Origin of the sequence: Desulfomicrobium orale DSM 12838 (assembly GCF_001553625.1) — a bacterium.
Classification (GTDB): Bacteria; Desulfobacterota; Desulfovibrionia; order Desulfovibrionales; family Desulfomicrobiaceae; genus Desulfomicrobium; species Desulfomicrobium orale.
In genome coordinates this window covers 1,122,058-1,140,017 of the sequence record NZ_CP014230.1, presented here as the reverse complement: position 1 = coordinate 1,140,017, position 17,960 = coordinate 1,122,058, and the positions used below count along the sequence as shown (strand labels likewise).

The window sequence follows — 17,960 nt, the reverse complement described above, 5'->3', positions numbered from 1 at the left end:
CCTTTTCTAGCTTCGCTTTCTTCCCGTTTACTCCCAATCCTTTCGAGACGATCATGAGCGGTTTCACGCATCTGCACTGCCATTCCGAATACAGCCTGCTGGACGGAGCCATCCGTCTGAAGGATCTGTGCGCCCGGGCCGTTGATTTCGGCTTTTCCTCGGCCGCCGTGACGGACCACGGCAATCTGTTCGGCTCCCTGCCCTTCTATCTGGAGGCCAAAAAACACGGCATAAAGCCCATTCTGGGCAGCGAAATCTACGTGGCCGACGACATGGCCGACCGCGAGAACAAGCGCCGCTTCCACCTGATCCTGCTGGCCCAGGATCTTCTGGGCTATCACAATCTGGTCAAGATCGTGTCCGCCGGTTTTTTGGATGGTTTTTATTACAAGCCCAGGGTGGACAAGAATTTTCTGCGCCGCCACAGCGAGGGGCTGATCTGCCTTTCGGCCTGCCTGCAGGGCGAGGTCCCCTGGACCCTGCGTTTCGAGACCATGGACAAGGCCCTGGCCAAGACGCGGGAGTACATGGAAATTTTCCCGGACCGCTTCTATCTGGAGCTGCAATCCAACGGCCTGAAGGAGCAGGAGGTGGTCAACGACCGCCTCATGGAAGTGGCGGCGGAAACGGGCCTGCCCCTGGTGGCCACCAACGACTGCCATTATCTGAGCAAGGACGATTATGAAGCCCACGACATCCTTCTCTGCGTGGGCACGGGCAAAATCAGGTCGGAAAGGCAGCGCCTGAAGTTCGAGACCAACGAGTTCTACTACAAGACTCCCGAAGAGATGGAAGCAGCCTTCGCCCACTGCCCGGAGGCCGTGGAAAACGCGGGCCGCATCGCCGACATGTGCGAGGTGGAGCTGAAGCTCAAGCAGCATTTCTTCCCGGTCTACGACGTGCCCGAAGGCTCTTCCCTGGACCGGGAATTCCGCCGTCTGGCGGAAGAAGGTCTGACCGCGCGCCTTGCGGCCCTGCCCTACGTTGTGGATGAATCCGCCTATCGGGAGCGGCTGGAATTCGAGCTTCAGGTCATCATCGAAAAGGGTTTTCCGGCCTATTTCCTCATCGTGCAGGACTTCATCAACTGGGCCAAAGGACAGGGCATTCCCGTGGGACCGGGACGTGGTTCGGCGGCCGGTTCCCTTGTGGCCTACGCGCTGCGGATTACAGACCTGGACCCCATCCGCTACAAATTGTTCTTCGAGCGCTTTCTGAACGTGGAACGTGCGTCCCTGCCCGATATCGACGTGGACTTCTGCTACAACCGCCGCGACGAAGTCATCAAGTACGTCACCAAAAAATACGGCTCCGACCATGTGGCCCAGATCGTGGCCTTCGGCACCATGAAAGCCAAGGGCGTCATCCGGGACGTGGCCAGGGCTCTGGACATCAGCCTGAAGGACGCCGACCGCATCGCCAAGCTCATCCCCGACGACCTGAAAATGACTCTGGTCAAGGCTCTGGAGCAGGAGCCGGAACTGCGCGCCCTGATCGACGGCGAACCCCGCTTCCGCGAGCTCTACGACGCGTCTTTGCGCCTGGAGGGCCTGACCCGCCACTCGTCCATCCACGCTGCGGGCATCGTCATTTCCCAGAAGCCCATGGTCGAATACCTGCCGCTGCACCGGGGCAAGAACGGCGAAATGGTCACCCAGTTCGACATGAAGAAGGTGGAACTGGTGGGCCTCATCAAGTTCGACTTTCTGGGCCTGAAGACTCTGACCGTCATCGACGACGCGCTGAAGCTCATCCGCAAGAACGGAAAGCCCGCGCCCGTTCTGGAGAAGCTGCCCCTGGACGACCCCCAGACCTTCGAGCTTCTGGGCCGGGGCGAGACCGACGGCGTGTTCCAGCTGGAATCCGACGGCATGCGCCGGGTACTGAAAGCCCTGAAGCCGTCCTGCTTCGAGGACATCATCGCCCTTCTGGCCCTGTACCGGCCCGGACCACTGGAAAGCGGCATGGTGGACGACTTCATCGGCCGCAAACACGGCCTGCGGGCCGTGGAGTACGAATATCCGGAGCTGGCGCCCATTCTGCACCCCATTCTGGAAGACACCTACGGGGTCATTCTGTATCAGGAACAGGTCATGAAGATCGCTTCGGACCTGGCCCGCTATTCCCTGGGCGAGGGCGACAATCTGCGCCGGGCCATGGGCAAGAAGGATCCGGCGGAAATGGCCAGACAGCGGGTGCGTTTTCTGGATGGAGCCAAGGCCAACGGCATTTCCCAGGATGCTGCCGAGTACATTTTCGACCTGATGGAAAAATTCGCGGGCTACGGGTTCAACAAATCCCACAGCGCCGCCTATGCCGTCATTTCCTACCAGACAGCCTATGTGAAGGCCCATTACCCGGCGGAATTCATGGCCGCGATCATCACCTCCGAGGTCTCCAATTCCGACAAGATTCTGGCCCATGTCAGCGCCTGCCGGGACATGGGCATCGAAGTGCTGCCGCCGGACGTGAACAGAAGCTTCAACGAATTCACGGTCGAAGGTCAGGCCATCCGCTACGGCCTGTCCGGGATCAAGGGCGTGGGTGAAGGCGCGGTGGAGTCCATTGTCGAGGAACGGGAAAAGGACGGCCCCTTCGGCAGCCTGCTGGATTTCTGCCAGCGCGTGAACCTGCGCAAGGTCAACAAGAAGGTGCTGGAATCTCTGGTCAAATCCGGAGCCATGGACGGTTTCGGCTGCTCCCGCCGGGCTCTGCTCGAAGGCCTGGACAGGGTGCAGGGCATGGCCCAGAAGCGGGCCAAGCGCAAAACCTCCGGGCAGCTGTCCTTCATGGGGCTGGTGGAGGAAAACAACACCTGCTCCCTGGCGGGGCTTGGCGTCGAGGGCGAGGAAGATCTGCCGGAATTCGGAGACGACGAAAAGTGCCACATGGAGAAGGAGGCTTTCGGCTTTTTCCTCATCGGACATCCGCTTCAGCCTTTCCGGCAGGAAATCCGGCGGCTGGGCTACGCATCCCTGTCCCAGTGCGCGGATCTGCCCGAGAAGACTCCGGTGCAGGTGCCGGTGCTGATCACATCCATCAAGACCATCACCACCAAGCGCGGGGACCGCATGGCCTTTTGCGCCATCGAGGATCTGGGCGGCTCGGGCGAGGCCATTGTTTTTTCCGAGCCGTATGCGGCCAGCCGGGAACTGCTGGAATCCGAAGAGCCCCTGCTCCTTGTGGGCTCCGTGGGCAAGCGGGACACTCCGGAGGACGATGTGGCCGAGGACGCGCCCAGAAAAGTGAAACTTCTGGCCGAATCCTTCAAGCCTTTGAGCTCCGTGACCGGATCCGGCTCGGAGCCGGTGCTGCTGCTGGTCCGCTCCCGGCACGGCGCGCCGGACTGGAGAGGGCTTTCGGACATTGTGCGCCAGTATCCCGGCGAAGCTCCGGTGCAGGTCGATCTGGTCCGGGAGGAGTACATCTGCCGGATGCAGTTCGGACCCGACTATGCAGTGGCTCCCGGCCCCGACTTCTGGAGGGATTTCGAGCAGTGGCGGCAGGCCACCGGATGATTTTGCAGGGCGCGGGAGAAGCCACCCTCCCCCCAAACTCCACCTTAAAAAACAATCAAAACCCGATGATATCTTTGGTGAAGGATCTCAAAAATTCTTGGAAAGATAACGCAATTTTTTAGGGGAGCAGGCACATAGATGGAAATAAAGGAAATCATAGAAAATAAGAAACATTTTCTGTCACTGTTGTTATTGGCAGACGAACAGGAAGATATGATAGACAAATATATTACAAATGGGAAAATGTATGTTTTAGATGATAATGGAGTTAAAGGAGAATGTATTATCATAGATGCAGGAAACAAGATTCTCGAAATCAAGAATATTGCTATTCGCCCAGATTGCCAAAGAAAAGGATATGGAAAAGCTTTGATTGATTTTATCGTTAAGAAATATAAGGAGAAATATTCTGCCTTGCAAGTTGGAACTGGAGATAGTCCATCAATCATCCATTTTTATGAAAAGTGCGGCTTTATTCGTTCCCATAGCATAAAAAATTTCTTTATAAATAATTACAAACATCCGATTTATGAGCGCGGCCTCCAGTTAGTTGATATGGTTTATCTAAAAAGAAACTTATAAAAATAAATTTTTTCTCAAAAAAATAAATACGAAAGGGTCATGCCTAGCTGAGTGGATTTTCTCTGAGCATTTTGAGCAGAAGTTTATAACTATCTTCGTTTCTATGGTTAAAGCGAAATTCACATTCTTTCAAATGAAAGTAAAAAGTGTGCTTGGGCAAACCCCTAAAACGAACAAGTCGTGTTTTGGCAAAAGCCCAGAAGCTCTCAATGCCGTTAATGTGTGAGTTTTTATTGGCAAATTCATTGTTGCCATGCTCAACCCGGAAGTGTTTTTGGTAGCCTAGGTCTACGAGACCATCATAGCCGCGCCAGCCATCAGAGTGAATAATGCTTTCAAGTTTCACGCGGCCCCGGATGATCCCTTGGAGGGTGATTTTTGAACAGTCCGGGACAATTTCGGTATAAACGCGACCTTCACGCTTGAATAAGCCGAACACAATGGTTTTGCCCTTGGCTCCTCGGCCTCTGACTCCTTTAACGCGGCGTGCGCCAAAATAGCTTTCATCAACCTCAACTTCGCCTTGAACAGGAGACTCCGCCTCGCAGAACCGGGCAATCCTCTCTCGGAAAGCAGCCAGATAACGGTTCGCGGTATTACGATTTACCCCGGCTATTTCAGCTATCTGCAGGGCATTCAAATCCACGGCAAACAGCTTCACTATTTGTCGGACTTTGGCCTCTGAAATTCTTGAACGCTTCGCATACTTGTTTTTCATTGTCGTGACTAGCCTTATAGTCGAATGGAGACTCACGGACTAGGCATGACCCATACGAAATATTTAATAAAGTAAAAGCAAATATTCAATAATTCATTTTTATGCCAAAAACTGAAAAAACGAGGAAAGAAGAACGGATAGAAAAAAATATGAGAGGAAGAAATACACATGAACACAGGACTGTGGCGGCTGCGAGTAAATTCGGATTTCAGTTCTTCCCATCAACTGCGCCATTATGAAGGTAAATGCGAACGCCTGCACGGCCATAACTTCATCGTGGAGGCGGAGGTCGAAGGCCGGGAGCTGGACCGGAAACTGGGCATCCTCATGGATTTCAAGGAACTGAAGCGGCTTCTGAAAATCGTGACGGACGAACTGGACCACAAACACCTGAACGAACTGCCCGCCTTCACCCGTCAGAACCCGTCCTCCGAACTGCTGGCGCACTATGTCTTCACCCGCCTCAGGGAACTTCTGGCCAGCCATCCCGTGCGGCTGAAGGAAGTCATGGTCGCGGAAAAAGACAGCTCGCGGGCCTATTACTCCGAAGGCGGGGACTGATGCGTGCCGTGCTGCAACGGGTACGCGAGGCCGCGGTGACTGTGGAGGGCCGTACCGTGGCCGGCATCGGGCCGGGATATCTGATTCTGGCGGGGTTCGGCGGAACGGACTCCCCGGAGATGGTCGGCTCGCCCCTGTGGAACCGGTTCCTGCAAAAAATTCCGGAACTTCGGCTTTTCCCCGACAGTGCGGGACCCATCAACGCGAGTCTGCGCGACCACGGCGGCGAAATTCTGCTGGTGTCCCAGTTCACGCTGTACGCCGACGCCCGCAAGGGCCGCAGGCCGTCTTTTTCCGGCGCGGCCCGGCCTGAAGCGGCCCGGATTTTGTATGACGCTTTCGCTGCCGATCTGGCCCGGCTCTGGCCGCGCGTGGCCTGCGGCATCTTCGGAGCGGACATGGATGTCTCTCTGGTCAACTGGGGACCGGTGACGCTGTGTCTGGATTCTGAAACACTGTGACCTGTTTTATCTCCGCCCGTCAGGGGCTTCTCTTCTTTTCCTCCGGAGACGGCCATGCCGGTTCTTTTTGATTACGAGGCGGCTCCCATGCCGCCGGACGGCGTACTGACCGACGTACGCGTTCTGCGCCAGGGCCGGACCTGGCATATGGGCGGTCCTCGCGGCCGGGAAAACGAGCTCTCTAGAACAAAAGAAATCCCCGCCGGAACCCTGCCCGTGTTTCTCGGTTCGGGGCTGGGCTGGGGTGTCGACGAATGCCTGGCCAATGGACAACCTGTCGCCGTGGTCGATCTGGAAGCGCCGATACTGGAGCGGACGGGCCTGCGTGAAAAATGGGCGGGCAATCCCCTTGTATTCTGGGTGGACGAGGCCGATCCGGAAGCCGCGCTGACCAGTCTGACCCCCTGGCAGCTGGAGCACGGCGGCCTGCCGTTTGCTCCGGTACTGCATCCGTTTTACGCACGCCTGCGGCCCGAAACATACCGGCTTCTGGACGAGCGGCTGCGGCTGGCCGGGAAGATCGATTTCTGGTCCAGAGCCCGGCATCCGAAATTTTCCTCGTCCGTGCCGCGCATTCTGCTTCTGACCAGCAAATATTTTCTGATGGGAGAGCTGGAAGCTGCCTGCGCCCGCCTGGGCTATGCCGCCTGTTTCGTCCAGCTGCCCAGCCAGGAAGTGGGCAGCCAGGAGTTCGTGGAGCGCATTCTGGCCGAAGTGCTGCGTTTCCGCCCGGATTTCGTCCTGACCATCAATCATCTGGGTGTGGACAGAGAGGGCGTGCTGACCGGCCTCCTGGCCCGGCTGGAACTGCCCCTGGCCTCCTGGTTCGTGGATAATCCCCATCTCATCCTGTACGTCTACGAAAATCTGGCTTCAGACTGGGTGACGCTGTTCACCTGGGACGCCGACAATCTGGATTCCCTGCGGGCGCGGGGTTTCGAGCGGGTGCACTATCTGCCCCTGGCCGTGGACACGCACCGTTTCTCCCCGCGCCGGAGTGCCTTTGCGCGGGATGTGGCCTTTGTGGGCAATTCCATGGTGAACAAGGTCCGCTCCAAGCTCAGAAGTCACGATTTCCCGCGGAAGCTGACGGCCGATCTGGAGTCGCTGGGGCAGGCCTTCATGGAGACAGGTGAACTCTCCGTGTCGGAATTTCTGCGCCGCGACTTCCCGGAGCATTTCACCCTGTTCCAGGCTCTGCCCGGCGTGGAAGCCCGGCTGTCTTTCGAGGCGCTCATCACCTGGCAGTCCACCCTCATGTACCGGCTGCGGCAGGTCCGGCGGCTGCTGCCTTTTTCTCCGCTGCTGGCCGGGGACAAAGGCTGGTTCGAGCTGCTGCCCGCATCCGGCTGGAGCTACCATGAGGAACTCAACTATTACGAGGATCTGCCCGCATTTTATCCGGCCACACGCATCAACTTCAACTGCACCAGTCAGCAGATGAAAGGTGCCGTGAATCAGCGGGTCTTCGATGTGCCGGCCTGCGGCGGATTCCTGCTCACGGACTACCGCCGGCAATTGGAAAACCTTTTCGAGCCGGGCCGGGAGGTGATCTGCTACCACGAAGAAGACGAAATTCCGGAACTGGTCCGCCACTACCTCTCCCGTGACGCCGAACGCGAGCGTATCGCCGCGGCGGCCAGAGAACGCATTCTGGCCGAGCATACCTACGATCTGCGGCTGGCCTCTCTGGTCGACACCATGCGCCGGATCTACGGATGAAGCCCATTCTGGTCATCCAGATGCAGCGCATGGGAGATCTCATTCTCTCCTTTCCCCTCTTTCTGTGGCTCATGCGCCGGTATCCGGGCCATCCTCTCTGGGTCGCGGCTGATCCCCATTTTTTCCGGCCCCTGCGGCCCGTCGGTCCGGCCGTCCGCTATCTGGAGCCGGAGGAATTGCCGCCGCTTGCGCGTGAAAAATTCGCTCTGGTGATCAATCTGGGACATCGCAAGGAAAGTCTGGAACTGGCCGGAAGCCTGGATACGGAGGAGCTCGCGGGCGGCTATCTCCGCCGGGGAGTATTGCGCGTAGCCGGAGCCTGGCAGGAGTACCGGATGTCTCTGGTGCACAACAACCGGCACAACCGGTTTCACTGGGCGGACATGAACGCCCTGGACGTGATTCCCGCTCCGGTCATGGCCGGAACGCGGTGGCCCGAGCCGCGCCGCATGCCGCCGGATGTCCGCCGGGTGGGACTTTTTCTGGGCGCGAGCGCGGCGGAAAAACGGCCTTCGGCTTCGTTCTGGGCTCATCTGGTCCGGGCACTGGAGCGGCGGGGATGGACTCCCCTTCTGCTGGGCGGCCCGGCGGAGGAAACGCTGTGCCGGGAAGTACGGGAGCTGAGTGGAACGGCCGTGGCCAGCGCGTGCGGCGTTCTGAGCCTGGACCGGTTGGCCGTGCTCGGGCAGGAGCTGGCGGCCCTGATCACACCGGACACAGGCCCCATGCATCTGGCCGCCTGGACCGGGCTCAAGGTGCTTAACCTGTCCATGGGGCCCGTCCATGCCTGGGAAACCGGACCGTATCAGCCCGGCCATGTGGTGCTGCGCAGTGCGCGGGGATGCGTGGGCTGCTGGGAGTGCAGCTTTGATACGCCCCGCTGTCACGCCTCTTTCGAACCGGGGCGGGTGGCGCGGATTCTGGATTGCATGCTGTGCGGACAGCTCCCGCGCGGCTTGGGAAAAGGCCGGGTGGAGATGCTGGGCACCGGGCAAAAGCACGGCCTGTATCATCTGGAATCCCTTTCAGGCTGCGGACGTATTTCCAGCCTGCCGGGAGCGTACTGGCAGGCGTTCTGGATGCACGCGCTGGGCCTGGACGGCCCGGATTGCCGGACAGCGGCCGCAGCCCTGCGGGAGGCCCGGCCTGGTCTGGTCCGGACACTGTGCCGTTCCTCGCTGCAATTTTTCCGCTCTCTGGCCGATCCGCGCTCGCCGCGCACAGCCAGACTCTGGAGCGCCTGGCCTCCGGCACTGCGCCCTTTGTCCGGCTACATATCCGCCCATCTGTCCAACCATGACTTCTCTCCGGCCAGCCTCCGGCGGGCACGCTCCCTGGCCGAAGAAAACCTGCTTTTCCTCTCTCTTCCCGAATAAAGCGGCTCACGAAGAAATGATTCAGCCGCCACGGACTTACCTGCAAATCCTTCCAGCGGGTACGCGGACTTTGCCGGCCGTAAACGTTTCAGGCGGTAAAGGCTCCGCTTGGCCCGCCTTTTGATGATTCTCCTGCCGCAGGAGGTTCATCATGCAGTTTTTTCCCCATATCGGATCATCAGGTTTTCCACCGCCGCCTTCCACTCCCGGCTTCCTTGCGGACAGGCAGCCCGACGAGAACTTCGCATCCCTGCTGTCGTCGCAGCTGGACAGGCAGGACATGAGCGCCGCCGAAAAAGATGCTCCCGTCCGCTCTGTAGACGGAGCGGACACAGGGGCAGAAGCTTCTTCGCCCGAGGCACCGTCATCTTTATCTGGCCCGGAGCCGGACCATGGGGGCAGCGAGGAGACTTCTTTCCGGCGCGAGTTTTCGCACGAAGGTGCGTCCCGGCCGGAGATTGGGAAGAGCGCACAAAAGAAAGCCCCGGAAAAATCTGCCGCCCCGGAGGAAATGGCATCAAAAAAAGAAGCGCCCCATGCAAGCGTCTCCGGCACGGCTGACAGGCATGGCATGGGCGGCATCGCGCAGGAACTGGCGGATGTGATCCGTGAGATGGAGGCGCTGCTGAAACCGGCCGGAAAGAAAATGGCGGAAACTTCCGATGGTCCCCGGGAAAAGGATGGAGTGCCGCAGGAGCTTTCGCGGTCTTCACGGGAGCTTCTCGAATTCGTGCGGAAAGAAACGTCTGGAATCGGCTCCGGTATGGAAAAGTCCGCCCTCGCCGAGGCCAATGCCGCCGGTGTGGCACAGCTTCTCGATGCCTTGCGGGAGAAGCTTGAGGTCATGCTGCAAAATGCCGGAGACAGAGCCTCCGGCGGTGCGGTTCGCGACAAGGCAGAGAGCAAAGCCCTCCGGAAAGATACGCGCCAGATCGCTTCGGAACTCTTCGGAGAAGGGCGGGACATCCGCTTGTCCATGCGGGACAGAGAAGCGTTGCAGGAGATTCTGGCCCGGATGGAGAACATGAAGGAACGGCTGGCCCGGATGGGAAGCGCCGAACCGGCCCGGATCATTCGCCCGGTGGGACGGCGTGATGCCGGTATTGATGCCAATGCGCCGGATCCGGGCAAGGTGGCTCGGGGGCCGCATCCTTCGGTTTCCGTGCGGAAGAAAATGGATCCTGCCGCCCCGGAGCCGGACTCCGCAGTGGAAACGGTGCGGGCTGCCGCCATGACTTCCCCGGATGCCGCCCGGACAGCCCGGGTCAGGACGCGGAATGAATCCGCCGAAAGCCGGGAGGCTTCCGCCGGACAGCAGGTGGAGCGGGAGTCTCGCCCCAATGGGATGTCCGTGGTCCCGGAGCCGGATTCCGCCGGGCAGGAGCGGCCGGGTGGAAATTTTTTCCGGGAGCCGGGACAAAGCGGTCAGCCCGGAAAAGAGATTCCAAATCCGGTGGAAGGAACCAGAATAAATGTATCGCCCAGATCTCTGGAGGGTGGAGAGCACCTGACGGTAAAAAATCCGGATGTGGAAGGAATTTTCATGCCGCAGACTCCGGCCGCATCCCGTCCGGAACCCGCCTCCGCCACGGCGATGAAAGCGCGTGGAGCCGAAGTGCTCCGGCAGGTGGAGGCGGGTGCGTTCCGCGATCTGGGGCAGGGCAACAAGCAATTGGTCATCCGGCTGGATCCGCCCGATCTGGGACAGGTCAGCGTCGTCCTGCAGGTGCGGGGGAAAGAAGTGCAGGCCGTTCTGCGTACCGGCAACCAGGAAACATCCCAGGTCCTGGCCGACCAGCTGGGACAGCTCAGAAACCAGCTGGAATCCCAGGGGCTGCGGGTAACCCGGCTGGAGGTGCAGACGCAGCTGGCCGACTCCCAGACCGGCTCCCAGTGGCAGGGCGCCGAACAGCATAACCGCTATCAGGAGAACCGCGAGCTGGCCATGACGGCGCAACGTCTGAGGACCTTGGGTCGCGCCGAACCAGTTCTGGCCCGGGACATGCAAAACCTCCCTCATAAGGAAAATATTTCCTCAGGCGGCGTGGACGTTTTTGCCTGACGGAGGAGGACACATGCTGGACAAGATTCTGGAAAAACAGGGCGCATTTCATGGTGCGGAGAAGACCGGAAAACAGGGAGCACTCGGAAAAGACGCCTTTCTGAAGCTGCTTGTCACGCAACTCCAGCACCAGGATCCGCTCAATCCTCTGGATGACAAGGAGTTCATCGCCCAGTTGGCCCAGTTTTCCAGCCTGGAGCAGATGAACAACATTTCCGAGGGCATCACCTCTCTGGTCAAAAAGACCCAGGAACAGGACATGCTGAACTCGGTCAACTACATTGGCAAGGAAGTCACCGCTTCCGGGCACTCCGTAACCAAGAACGGCACGGCAGTCACACCGGTTTTCTTCACTCTGAAGGGCGCCGCATCCGAGGTGGAAGTCAACGTGTACGACTCCAACAAGAATCTGGTCCGCACGGAAAAGCTCTCCGGCATGCAGGCCGGTGAGTTCCAATACTCCTGGGACGGCAAGGACTACAGCGGCGCCACGGCCCCCGGCGGAACATATGACGTTTATTTTTCAGCCAAAGGCCCTGCCGGAGAGCCGGTCCTTGTGGATACGGAAGTCAGTGGTACCATTTCCGCTCTGGAGCGGGCCGAGGGGACGACATACTTCCGGCTGAGCGACGGACGCAAGATCGCCTTCGGCGACATCAAAAAAGTCGTGCAGCCGGTCAAAACGACGGAATAATTTCAAGCAGTTCAGCGCAGAGCGCATCGCAGGAAGGAGGCATATATGGGCTTATCAGCATCAATGTATTCGGGAACCAGCGGCCTGAAGGCGCACGGCGAGAAGATGACCGTTATCGGAAACAACATCTCCAACGTGTCCACCATCGGGTTCAAAGGGTCGCGCATGTATTTCGAAGATGCCTTGAGCCAGGAAGTGACCACAGCCGCGGGTATCGGCCAGGTGGGCCGGGGTGTGGCCGTGGGCGCGGTCATGGGCGACTTCTCCCAGGGTTCTCTGGAGAGCACCACGGAATCCACCGATCTGGCGGTGGGAGGCAACGGCTTCTTTATGGTTTCCCCCGCGGGACAAGAAGTCAACTACTACACTCGCGCCGGAAATTTTCGCTTCAACGAGGACGGTTTTCTGGTCGACCCGCACGGATACCGCCTTCAGGGCTGGGCCGTGCAGCAGACAAACACCAGTGCGGCGGCCAACGGCAATTCCACCCAGTCAACCACGACCGGAGTACAGATTGCCGGAGTACCGCAGGACATCAAACTGGAGAACTTTCAGTCCCCCCCCCAGGCCACCAGCCGGGTGGACATGATCTTGAACGTGGACTCCAAGTCTGCCGACAAGTCCGCGGCAGACGGCAATCCTCCAGCGGTCAACGCCTTCGACGGCAAGCCTTTCACGGCGCTTTTCGACGCCTACAATGCCAATTCTCCGGACGGCACTCCGCTGGGCAGTTCCCGGTACGCGTATCAGTCCACCATCAAAGTGTATGACGATAACGGAACTTCTCACAACCTGACCGTGTTCATGGATCCGGTCTCCGATCCGGACGTGGTCAACAACGCGGGCGGCAAGCGGTATTGGGAATATGTGATCACCGTGCCGGTAAACGAGGATAACCGCGAATTCTGGGGCGTACAGGCGGACACCTCCAAAAAAGGTGTGCTCATGACAGGTGTGCTGACTTTCAACGCTTCGGGCGAGCTGGAGAACATGTCGGCCTACACCATCAACAATCCTTACGATGGCGCGGGAGGCACTCCACCGGCCGGAAATACCGCTGGAAAATTCGCCACGAATGCCAGTCGCATAGAGAACTGGACTCCGGCCAATTTTTCCCAGAACGGCTATCCGATCACCACGGCCAACTTTCTGGGTGCGAAGAATGGCAGTATCACGGCCACAGATGACGACGCCACCACTGGCAATATTCCGCCCAAGGACATGTCCGATCCCGGAGCCAGAAACAACGTGCCCAGCAATATCGAAATCAACTTTGGACTGCGCAACAAGGCCACGTCATGGACAGCGCCGGGGGGGAACCTCGCAAACCTGAGGGACACGATCGCAGGTGCGGCTGATGCCACTGAGGCTCAAGGGCGCCTGGCCGCCATGAACGGTATGAGCGCGGTGGAAACCAACGCCTTGGCCACGACCAATTACAGTACGGGATCCACGACGATCTTCCAGTCTCAGGACGGGTATACGGCCGGATTTCTCCAGAATATCTCCGTGGACCGGGACGGTGTGATCACCGGACGCTATTCCAACGGGCAGGTGTTGCAACTGTTCGCCGTGACCCTAGCCACGTTCAACAACAATTATGCCCTGTACCGCGAGGGTGGTAACCTGTTTTCCGAAACCAGGTCCTCCGGGCCGCCGATCACCGGGCTGGCCAACACCGGCGGCAAGGGCAGCATCGCCTCCAATTCCCTGGAACAGTCCAACGTGGATCTGGCTACGGAATTCGTGAAAATGATTTCCACGGAAAAGGGCTTCCAGGCCAACTCCAAAACCATCACCACTGTGGATCAGATGCTGACGACACTCATTCAGCTCAAGCGATAGCTCTGGGCGGATATAAAGACAGCGGCCCGCTCCGGAACTCCGGGGCGGGCCGTTTGTCGTGGTACGGCACAAGAGCTTACAATGTCCTGTTCAGAAAAAGCCCCAGCATCTTTTCGATGGATGCAGCCAGATCAAGCATTTCATCGGCAGGAATTTTGCGGATGAGCTTGTCTGTATCCGGATCACGGACTTCCACTTGCACCACGTCCGTGCGCTCGTCGATATGGAATTTAAGGTTCACCCCCAAAGAATGCATATACGATTCGACGGCCTCGATAACGTGGTGAAGCCTGGGTACGGCACTATCCCGACTGGAGTCAGTCTCGGGGATTGCGCGACCGGCATGATGGGCGCTCCGGGCTCCAACAAATTCCTGACGCGGCTCCTGCATCCCGGATTGGACCATCTCCTGCAGATCGAGGGCAAGCGGGGAGAGTTTCATGAGAACAGCCTCCGATGGAAAAATTCTCCATTCTTCTTATCGGACCGTCAGAAAAAAACTTTAGGGCGGGAGAATTTTTCCTCATGGCACGAATGCAAGTCTGTGGCTGTGTACAATTTACTGTTTTTAATGACAAAATAATTCTGGCATCAGAGATGCAAAGAATGACGCATATGCACAGAAGGAGGTTTACGCATGTCTTTGGTCATAAATAACAACTTGATGGCAATGAATGCGGCCAGAAACCTGGCACATTCTTACGGTCAGCTGAGCACTTCAACACGCCGCCTTTCTTCCGGACTCCGCGTGGGCACGGCGGCAGACGACGCCGCAGGGCTGGCTATCCGGGAGCTCATGCGCGCGGATATCGCATCCCTGAATCAGGGCGTACGCAACGCCAACGACGCCATTTCCATGATCCAGACGGCGGACGGAGCACTTCAGGTCATCGACGAAAAACTGATCCGCATGAAGGAGCTGGCCGAGCAGGCAGCCACCGGCACATACACTTCGGATCAGCGTCTGATTATTGACTCCGAATACCAGGCCATGGCCTCGGAAATCACCCGTATCGCCAATGCCACAGATTTTAACGGCATCCATCTGCTGAACGGCAATCTTTCTTCGAACGAGCACGACGGCTCCAAATTGCAGGCTACGGGTAAACTGAAGGTACACTTCGGCGCGGGTAATGATTCTGCGGAGGATTACTACTATATCAGAATCGGCAATGCCACGGCCTCAGCCTTGGGTGTAGGCAACAGTTCCGAAAAAGGGCCTGGATATAGCGTGTCCACCCAGCAGGGCGCACAGCAGGCTCTGGAAGCCATCAATCAGGCCATTGTCTCCAAGGATAACATTCGTGCCCACCTCGGCGCTTTGCAGAACAGGCTCGAGAACACCATCACCAACCTGCAGATTCAAGCCGAGAATCTACAGGCCGCCGAATCCCGCATTTCCGACGTGGACGTGGCCAACGAAATGACCAACTTCGTCCGCAACCAGATCCTGACCCAGTCTGCGGTGGCCATGCTGGCTCAGGCCAACCAGTTGCCGCAGATGGCCATGCAGCTCATGCAGGGATAGCGGTGACTTAAGCCCCTTACGCTTTGACGGTTCCAAAGACAGCGGATTTTGTCTCTGCCTCCCAGAATACAAAAAGACCGAGGGATTAATCCCCCGGTCTTTTTTCACGCCAAGACCCGATTGTTCAGCAGTTATTTGAAGCGTTGAAGCGCATGACAGGGCCGCCAATTTCTTCTCGATGAAAGTTACTTGTCCACAATCTCGCAGTCAGGATTGGGACACCACCATTCCTCTCCGCTCCCGGAGATGGCCTTTACCTCCTCATCTTCGAGGATGGCCGCGGCTTCTGCATCCAGTTCCTTGAAGGTACGGCTCCAGGTCTGCTCGCAGGGAGGGCCTTCCACCACTGAGTCGCGCTTTTCAGCCATGCCGAATACTCCCGATTTCGTATCCCATCAGAATTTTCGTGCCCTGCCCCGGCGCTTATTCATGGATCTGGATGGTAATGTCCGTTCCCCCCGGGCTGACAAAATGCAGGCAGGGCTGCCCCTTGGTGATCAGGGTCAACACAGGGCGGTCGGTAGCTCTGACGTGCAAAGCAATATTCTTTTCCGGATTCTCAAAGACTAGGCCGATGAGTAATTTCTCTCCCGACGGCAGGACGACCTCCTGCCATGGTACGATATCCTTTTCTTCGGGGATCTTGCCTGCAAGCATCCAGTTACTGTCCGCAGGAGAAAACTTCAGGGACGTGATGGGTGTCCAGTCATCGCTTTTGTTCTCTCCAACGTAGACATAGGCGGTGAGGTCTTCTTTCATGTCTTACCTGGGCGTTTATCGTTTGGGGAAGTACGCTTCTCAAGCCTGTTCAACATTTCTGGCAATGCGCAGGCAAGCCACCTGCAACACCGCCGGAATAAGCAGCCAGTAGTGCACTCCGGTGCGGCTCACTGGCGAAACGGCGCTCAGCTCGGCAGCCAAAGGCTCCTCTAGCAGCTCAAGGACAACCCGCCACTTTTCGGATGCGAGGCCCTTATAGCCGATGTTGCCGGCATGCATGGCCGAACCATGGGCCACGCACATGGCCAATAAATGCCTCGGCCCGTCGTCAAGCCGCATGGTTTCGACCAGATTTCGCATAAACGCGTCGATGCTGGCATCCTCCGGCCTCAGGGCAAAGGCATCCCATAATACAGGCAAATATCCGCGTTGTACATGCCGTACAGACCGGAAAAAGAGAGCCGCACACAGCTCCCGCTCCAGAATTTCAGCGGAAGAGTCCCGGAGATATTTTACAGAGAAGAGCCCGCAGATATGTTCCAGAATTTTAATATAAAGCGCCCCGAGTCCTCTGCGGGCCGCAAGCGCGAGCTGATTTACCCCCTGCCGCTGGATCTCTCCGGCAATGATTTCCCAGTAGCGGGTGTGTTGAGGCGCGTGTTCCTTATAAAGGGGGTGATCGGGAAATTGAACCATGCCGCGGGAGCGTTGCCCGGAACTGGCGGCCTGTACATAATCTCGCACAGACATACTGTCGCTTTGCCGATCGTCACGGGGAGGACTGCTTTGAAGCAGGACATCGACCAGAATGTCCAACTCGCCGGAGGAACAGTCCTTCAGGAATTCCAAATCCGGATCCTGACGGTATTTCATAAATATTCCTGGCTATGCCGATTTCACATCAAAGCCCTCTCTTCTCAGCATGGTCGAAAATCCTTCAACGTACGCCAAATACACGCCTACATCGTATCTTCTTCGCTTCCTCGAGATCATCTTTGATCTGAAACTCATATTTGGATTGTCAAAAATACAGCTTGATCTGGGGGAGATCAGCAGCAACCCGATCTGCCTGGATCGGTACGCCATACATATATGTAAGCCGCCGTTAGACAAAAAACTTTGGATAGTCAATATCAGTAATGAGTACCTGTACGAATGACAGGATCCCAAAAATACTTGTATCCCGAACCGCGTGTCGAGCCGCGTCCTCTTTCTTCGTCGAAGCAGCTTAAAGCGGCCTAGTTCTGGTTTCAGCCAGAAGATATCACAGGATACCAGAAAAATTTTGGGCGAGCCATTTTCATGGCCCGCCCGAAGCAAACAGGTCCGCGCCATCAGCGGATGTGTCAGTCCATGAGATTCAGATAATCCCTGGCGACCTTGGCCTCAGTGGATCTGGGATGCTGGCTGATGATCTGCTGGAACATTTCCCCGGCCTCATCGGCCTTGCCCATCCGGATCTGCTGTTCGGCCAGAGCCAGCATGGTCGCAGTGCTGCCCATGTCGGCCTCCAGTCCGCTTTTGAGGACCTCCTCGGCATCCTCCATGCGATTCTGGGCTACAAAGGCTTCGGAAAGCAGCCTGTATGCCGGAATATAACGCCAGTTACGGGCCAGAGCCTTTCGGGCGTACTCTTCGGCTTCCTTGGCCCTCCCCTGACCCATGAGAAGAGCTCCCAGGTTATAGGCCGGAAACTCCGGCGTGACATAGGTCAGAATGCTAAGAGCCTTGAGGTAAGCGGCCTCCGCTTCCTTGGGCCGGTTCTGGGCTTCGTGAATCTTGCCCAGATTGTTCCAAGCCTCCCCAAAGTTATCATCAATGCGCACTGCCTCCGCAAAGCCTTCGCGCGCCTTGTCCATTTCATCCAGGCCAAGATAAACCAGCCCCATGTCGAAATGGAAACGCGACTGGCCTGAAACCGCTCCCTCCACTTTCAGCAGTTCCTGAAGCGCCAGCTGCATCTGTCCATTGCTGATATACGACTCGGCGAGATTCAGGCGCAGCTCGACTTCCGAAGCGGACAGGCTCGTACCTTCCATACTCCGGGAACCGCGTCCGCCCGTACATCCGGCCAGAACACAGCACAGGATCAATATCCACGCGGACAGTTTCATGACATCGCACCTCTCATATTTTTACGCATTGTTCCCCCGGAATGCTTCACCCCTCCATC

At 57.7% G+C, this 17,960-nt stretch carries 16 protein-coding genes; 10 read left to right on the top strand and 6 right to left on the bottom strand.

Annotated features, from left to right (window positions below):
• The first annotated feature begins 53 nt into the window (after nucleotides 1-53).
• Both dnaE and AXF15_RS05155 read left to right on the top strand, forming a co-directional pair.
• Entirely contained in the window at nucleotides 54-3,518 is a 3,465-nt protein-coding gene (dnaE, locus tag AXF15_RS05160; RefSeq protein ID WP_066608690.1) for a DNA polymerase III subunit alpha, read from the top strand.
• A 138-nt stretch (nucleotides 3,519-3,656) separates the two neighbouring features.
• Nucleotides 3,657-4,100 (top strand): GNAT family N-acetyltransferase, encoded by a 444-nt coding sequence (locus tag AXF15_RS05155; protein WP_066604255.1) that lies wholly within the window; start codon nucleotides 3,657-3,659, stop codon nucleotides 4,098-4,100.
• 43 nt (nucleotides 4,101-4,143) lie between these two features.
• On the opposite strand, the gene AXF15_RS05150 is transcribed toward AXF15_RS05155, so the two are convergent.
• Nucleotides 4,144-4,818, bottom strand: a complete 675-nt coding sequence (locus AXF15_RS05150; RefSeq protein WP_066602895.1) for an IS1595-like element ISDeor2 family transposase — start codon at nucleotides 4,816-4,818, stop codon at nucleotides 4,144-4,146.
• 168 nt (nucleotides 4,819-4,986) lie between these two features.
• Here AXF15_RS05150 and queD point away from each other — a divergent pair, with 168 nt between their 5' ends.
• The 7 genes from queD (at nucleotide 4,987) to AXF15_RS05115 (ending at nucleotide 13,539) form a co-directional block, all read left to right on the top strand.
• Entirely contained in the window at nucleotides 4,987-5,379 is a 393-nt protein-coding gene (gene queD, locus AXF15_RS05145) for a 6-carboxytetrahydropterin synthase QueD (RefSeq protein ID WP_066604253.1), read from the top strand.
• Nucleotides 5,379-5,840, top strand: coding sequence for a D-aminoacyl-tRNA deacylase (dtd, locus tag AXF15_RS05140; protein ID WP_066604249.1), 462 nt, complete (start codon nucleotides 5,379-5,381; stop codon nucleotides 5,838-5,840). Before queD ends, dtd begins: the two co-directional genes overlap by 1 nt.
• A 54-nt stretch (nucleotides 5,841-5,894) precedes the next feature.
• Nucleotides 5,895-7,562: a CgeB family protein gene (locus tag AXF15_RS05135; protein WP_066604246.1), complete on the top strand. Its 1,668-nt coding sequence runs from the start codon at nucleotides 5,895-5,897 to the stop codon at nucleotides 7,560-7,562.
• Entirely contained in the window at nucleotides 7,559-8,938 is a 1,380-nt protein-coding gene (locus tag AXF15_RS05130) for a glycosyltransferase family 9 protein (RefSeq protein ID WP_066604243.1), read from the top strand. The genes AXF15_RS05135 and AXF15_RS05130 overlap by 4 nt, the downstream gene beginning before the upstream one ends.
• A gap of 151 nt (nucleotides 8,939-9,089) precedes the next feature.
• Nucleotides 9,090-11,000, top strand: a complete 1,911-nt coding sequence (locus AXF15_RS05125) for a flagellar hook-length control protein FliK (RefSeq protein ID WP_066604241.1) — start codon at nucleotides 9,090-9,092, stop codon at nucleotides 10,998-11,000.
• 13 nt (nucleotides 11,001-11,013) lie between these two features.
• Nucleotides 11,014-11,694 (top strand): flagellar hook assembly protein FlgD, encoded by a 681-nt coding sequence (locus tag AXF15_RS05120; protein WP_066604239.1) that lies wholly within the window; start codon nucleotides 11,014-11,016, stop codon nucleotides 11,692-11,694.
• A 45-nt stretch (nucleotides 11,695-11,739) separates the two neighbouring features.
• Nucleotides 11,740-13,539, top strand: a complete 1,800-nt coding sequence (locus tag AXF15_RS05115; RefSeq protein WP_066604236.1) for a flagellar hook protein FlgE — start codon at nucleotides 11,740-11,742, stop codon at nucleotides 13,537-13,539.
• Nucleotides 13,540-13,615: 76 nt separating this feature from the next.
• Here the strand turns inward: AXF15_RS05115 and AXF15_RS13435 are convergent, their stop codons facing one another.
• Nucleotides 13,616-13,981, bottom strand: a complete 366-nt coding sequence (locus tag AXF15_RS13435) for a flagellar protein FlaG (protein WP_083517877.1) — start codon at nucleotides 13,979-13,981, stop codon at nucleotides 13,616-13,618.
• 195 nt (nucleotides 13,982-14,176) lie between these two features.
• On the opposite strand from AXF15_RS13435, the gene AXF15_RS05100 reads away from it, so the two are divergent.
• Nucleotides 14,177-15,067: a flagellin N-terminal helical domain-containing protein gene (locus AXF15_RS05100; protein WP_066604224.1), complete on the top strand. Its 891-nt coding sequence runs from the start codon at nucleotides 14,177-14,179 to the stop codon at nucleotides 15,065-15,067.
• 185 nt (nucleotides 15,068-15,252) lie between these two features.
• Here the strand turns inward: AXF15_RS05100 and AXF15_RS05095 are convergent, their stop codons facing one another.
• From AXF15_RS05095 to AXF15_RS05075, 4 genes are all read right to left on the bottom strand, one after another.
• Entirely contained in the window at nucleotides 15,253-15,435 is a 183-nt protein-coding gene (locus AXF15_RS05095) for a hypothetical protein (protein ID WP_066604222.1), read from the bottom strand.
• Nucleotides 15,436-15,490: 55 nt separating this feature from the next.
• Entirely contained in the window at nucleotides 15,491-15,826 is a 336-nt protein-coding gene (locus tag AXF15_RS05090) for a hypothetical protein (RefSeq protein WP_066604216.1), read from the bottom strand.
• A 39-nt stretch (nucleotides 15,827-15,865) separates the two neighbouring features.
• Nucleotides 15,866-16,660: a DUF3944 domain-containing protein gene (locus AXF15_RS05085; protein ID WP_066604214.1), complete on the bottom strand. Its 795-nt coding sequence runs from the start codon at nucleotides 16,658-16,660 to the stop codon at nucleotides 15,866-15,868.
• A 473-nt stretch (nucleotides 16,661-17,133) separates the two neighbouring features.
• Entirely contained in the window at nucleotides 17,134-17,901 is a 768-nt protein-coding gene (locus tag AXF15_RS05075; RefSeq protein WP_066604206.1) for a tetratricopeptide repeat protein, read from the bottom strand.
• Nucleotides 17,902-17,960 lie beyond the last annotated feature (59 nt).

What these genes read in the sequence shown, in the direction of transcription:
- dtd (WP_066604249.1), top strand. Translation starts at nt 5,379, where the DNA reads ATGCGTGCCGTGCTGCAACGGGTACGCGAGGCCGCGGTGACTGTGGAG.
- AXF15_RS05115 (WP_066604236.1), top strand. Translation starts at nt 11,740, where the DNA reads ATGGGCTTATCAGCATCAATGTATTCGGGAACCAGCGGCCTGAAGGCG.
- queD (WP_066604253.1), top strand. Translation starts at nt 4,987, where the DNA reads ATGAACACAGGACTGTGGCGGCTGCGAGTAAATTCGGATTTCAGTTCT.
- AXF15_RS05125 (WP_066604241.1), top strand. Translation starts at nt 9,090, where the DNA reads ATGCAGTTTTTTCCCCATATCGGATCATCAGGTTTTCCACCGCCGCCT.
- AXF15_RS05100 (WP_066604224.1), top strand. Translation starts at nt 14,177, where the DNA reads ATGTCTTTGGTCATAAATAACAACTTGATGGCAATGAATGCGGCCAGA.
- AXF15_RS05130 (WP_066604243.1), top strand. Translation starts at nt 7,559, where the DNA reads ATGAAGCCCATTCTGGTCATCCAGATGCAGCGCATGGGAGATCTCATT.
- AXF15_RS05150 (WP_066602895.1), bottom strand. Translation starts at nt 4,818, where the DNA reads ATGAAAAACAAGTATGCGAAGCGTTCAAGAATTTCAGAGGCCAAAGTC.
- AXF15_RS05120 (WP_066604239.1), top strand. Translation starts at nt 11,014, where the DNA reads ATGCTGGACAAGATTCTGGAAAAACAGGGCGCATTTCATGGTGCGGAG.
- AXF15_RS13435 (WP_083517877.1), bottom strand. Translation starts at nt 13,981, where the DNA reads ATGAAACTCTCCCCGCTTGCCCTCGATCTGCAGGAGATGGTCCAATCC.
- AXF15_RS05085 (WP_066604214.1), bottom strand. Translation starts at nt 16,660, where the DNA reads ATGAAATACCGTCAGGATCCGGATTTGGAATTCCTGAAGGACTGTTCC.
- dnaE (WP_066608690.1), top strand. Translation starts at nt 54, where the DNA reads ATGAGCGGTTTCACGCATCTGCACTGCCATTCCGAATACAGCCTGCTG.
- AXF15_RS05095 (WP_066604222.1), bottom strand. Translation starts at nt 15,435, where the DNA reads ATGGCTGAAAAGCGCGACTCAGTGGTGGAAGGCCCTCCCTGCGAGCAG.
- AXF15_RS05135 (WP_066604246.1), top strand. Translation starts at nt 5,895, where the DNA reads ATGCCGGTTCTTTTTGATTACGAGGCGGCTCCCATGCCGCCGGACGGC.
- AXF15_RS05090 (WP_066604216.1), bottom strand. Translation starts at nt 15,826, where the DNA reads ATGAAAGAAGACCTCACCGCCTATGTCTACGTTGGAGAGAACAAAAGC.
- AXF15_RS05075 (WP_066604206.1), bottom strand. Translation starts at nt 17,901, where the DNA reads ATGAAACTGTCCGCGTGGATATTGATCCTGTGCTGTGTTCTGGCCGGA.
- AXF15_RS05155 (WP_066604255.1), top strand. Translation starts at nt 3,657, where the DNA reads ATGGAAATAAAGGAAATCATAGAAAATAAGAAACATTTTCTGTCACTG.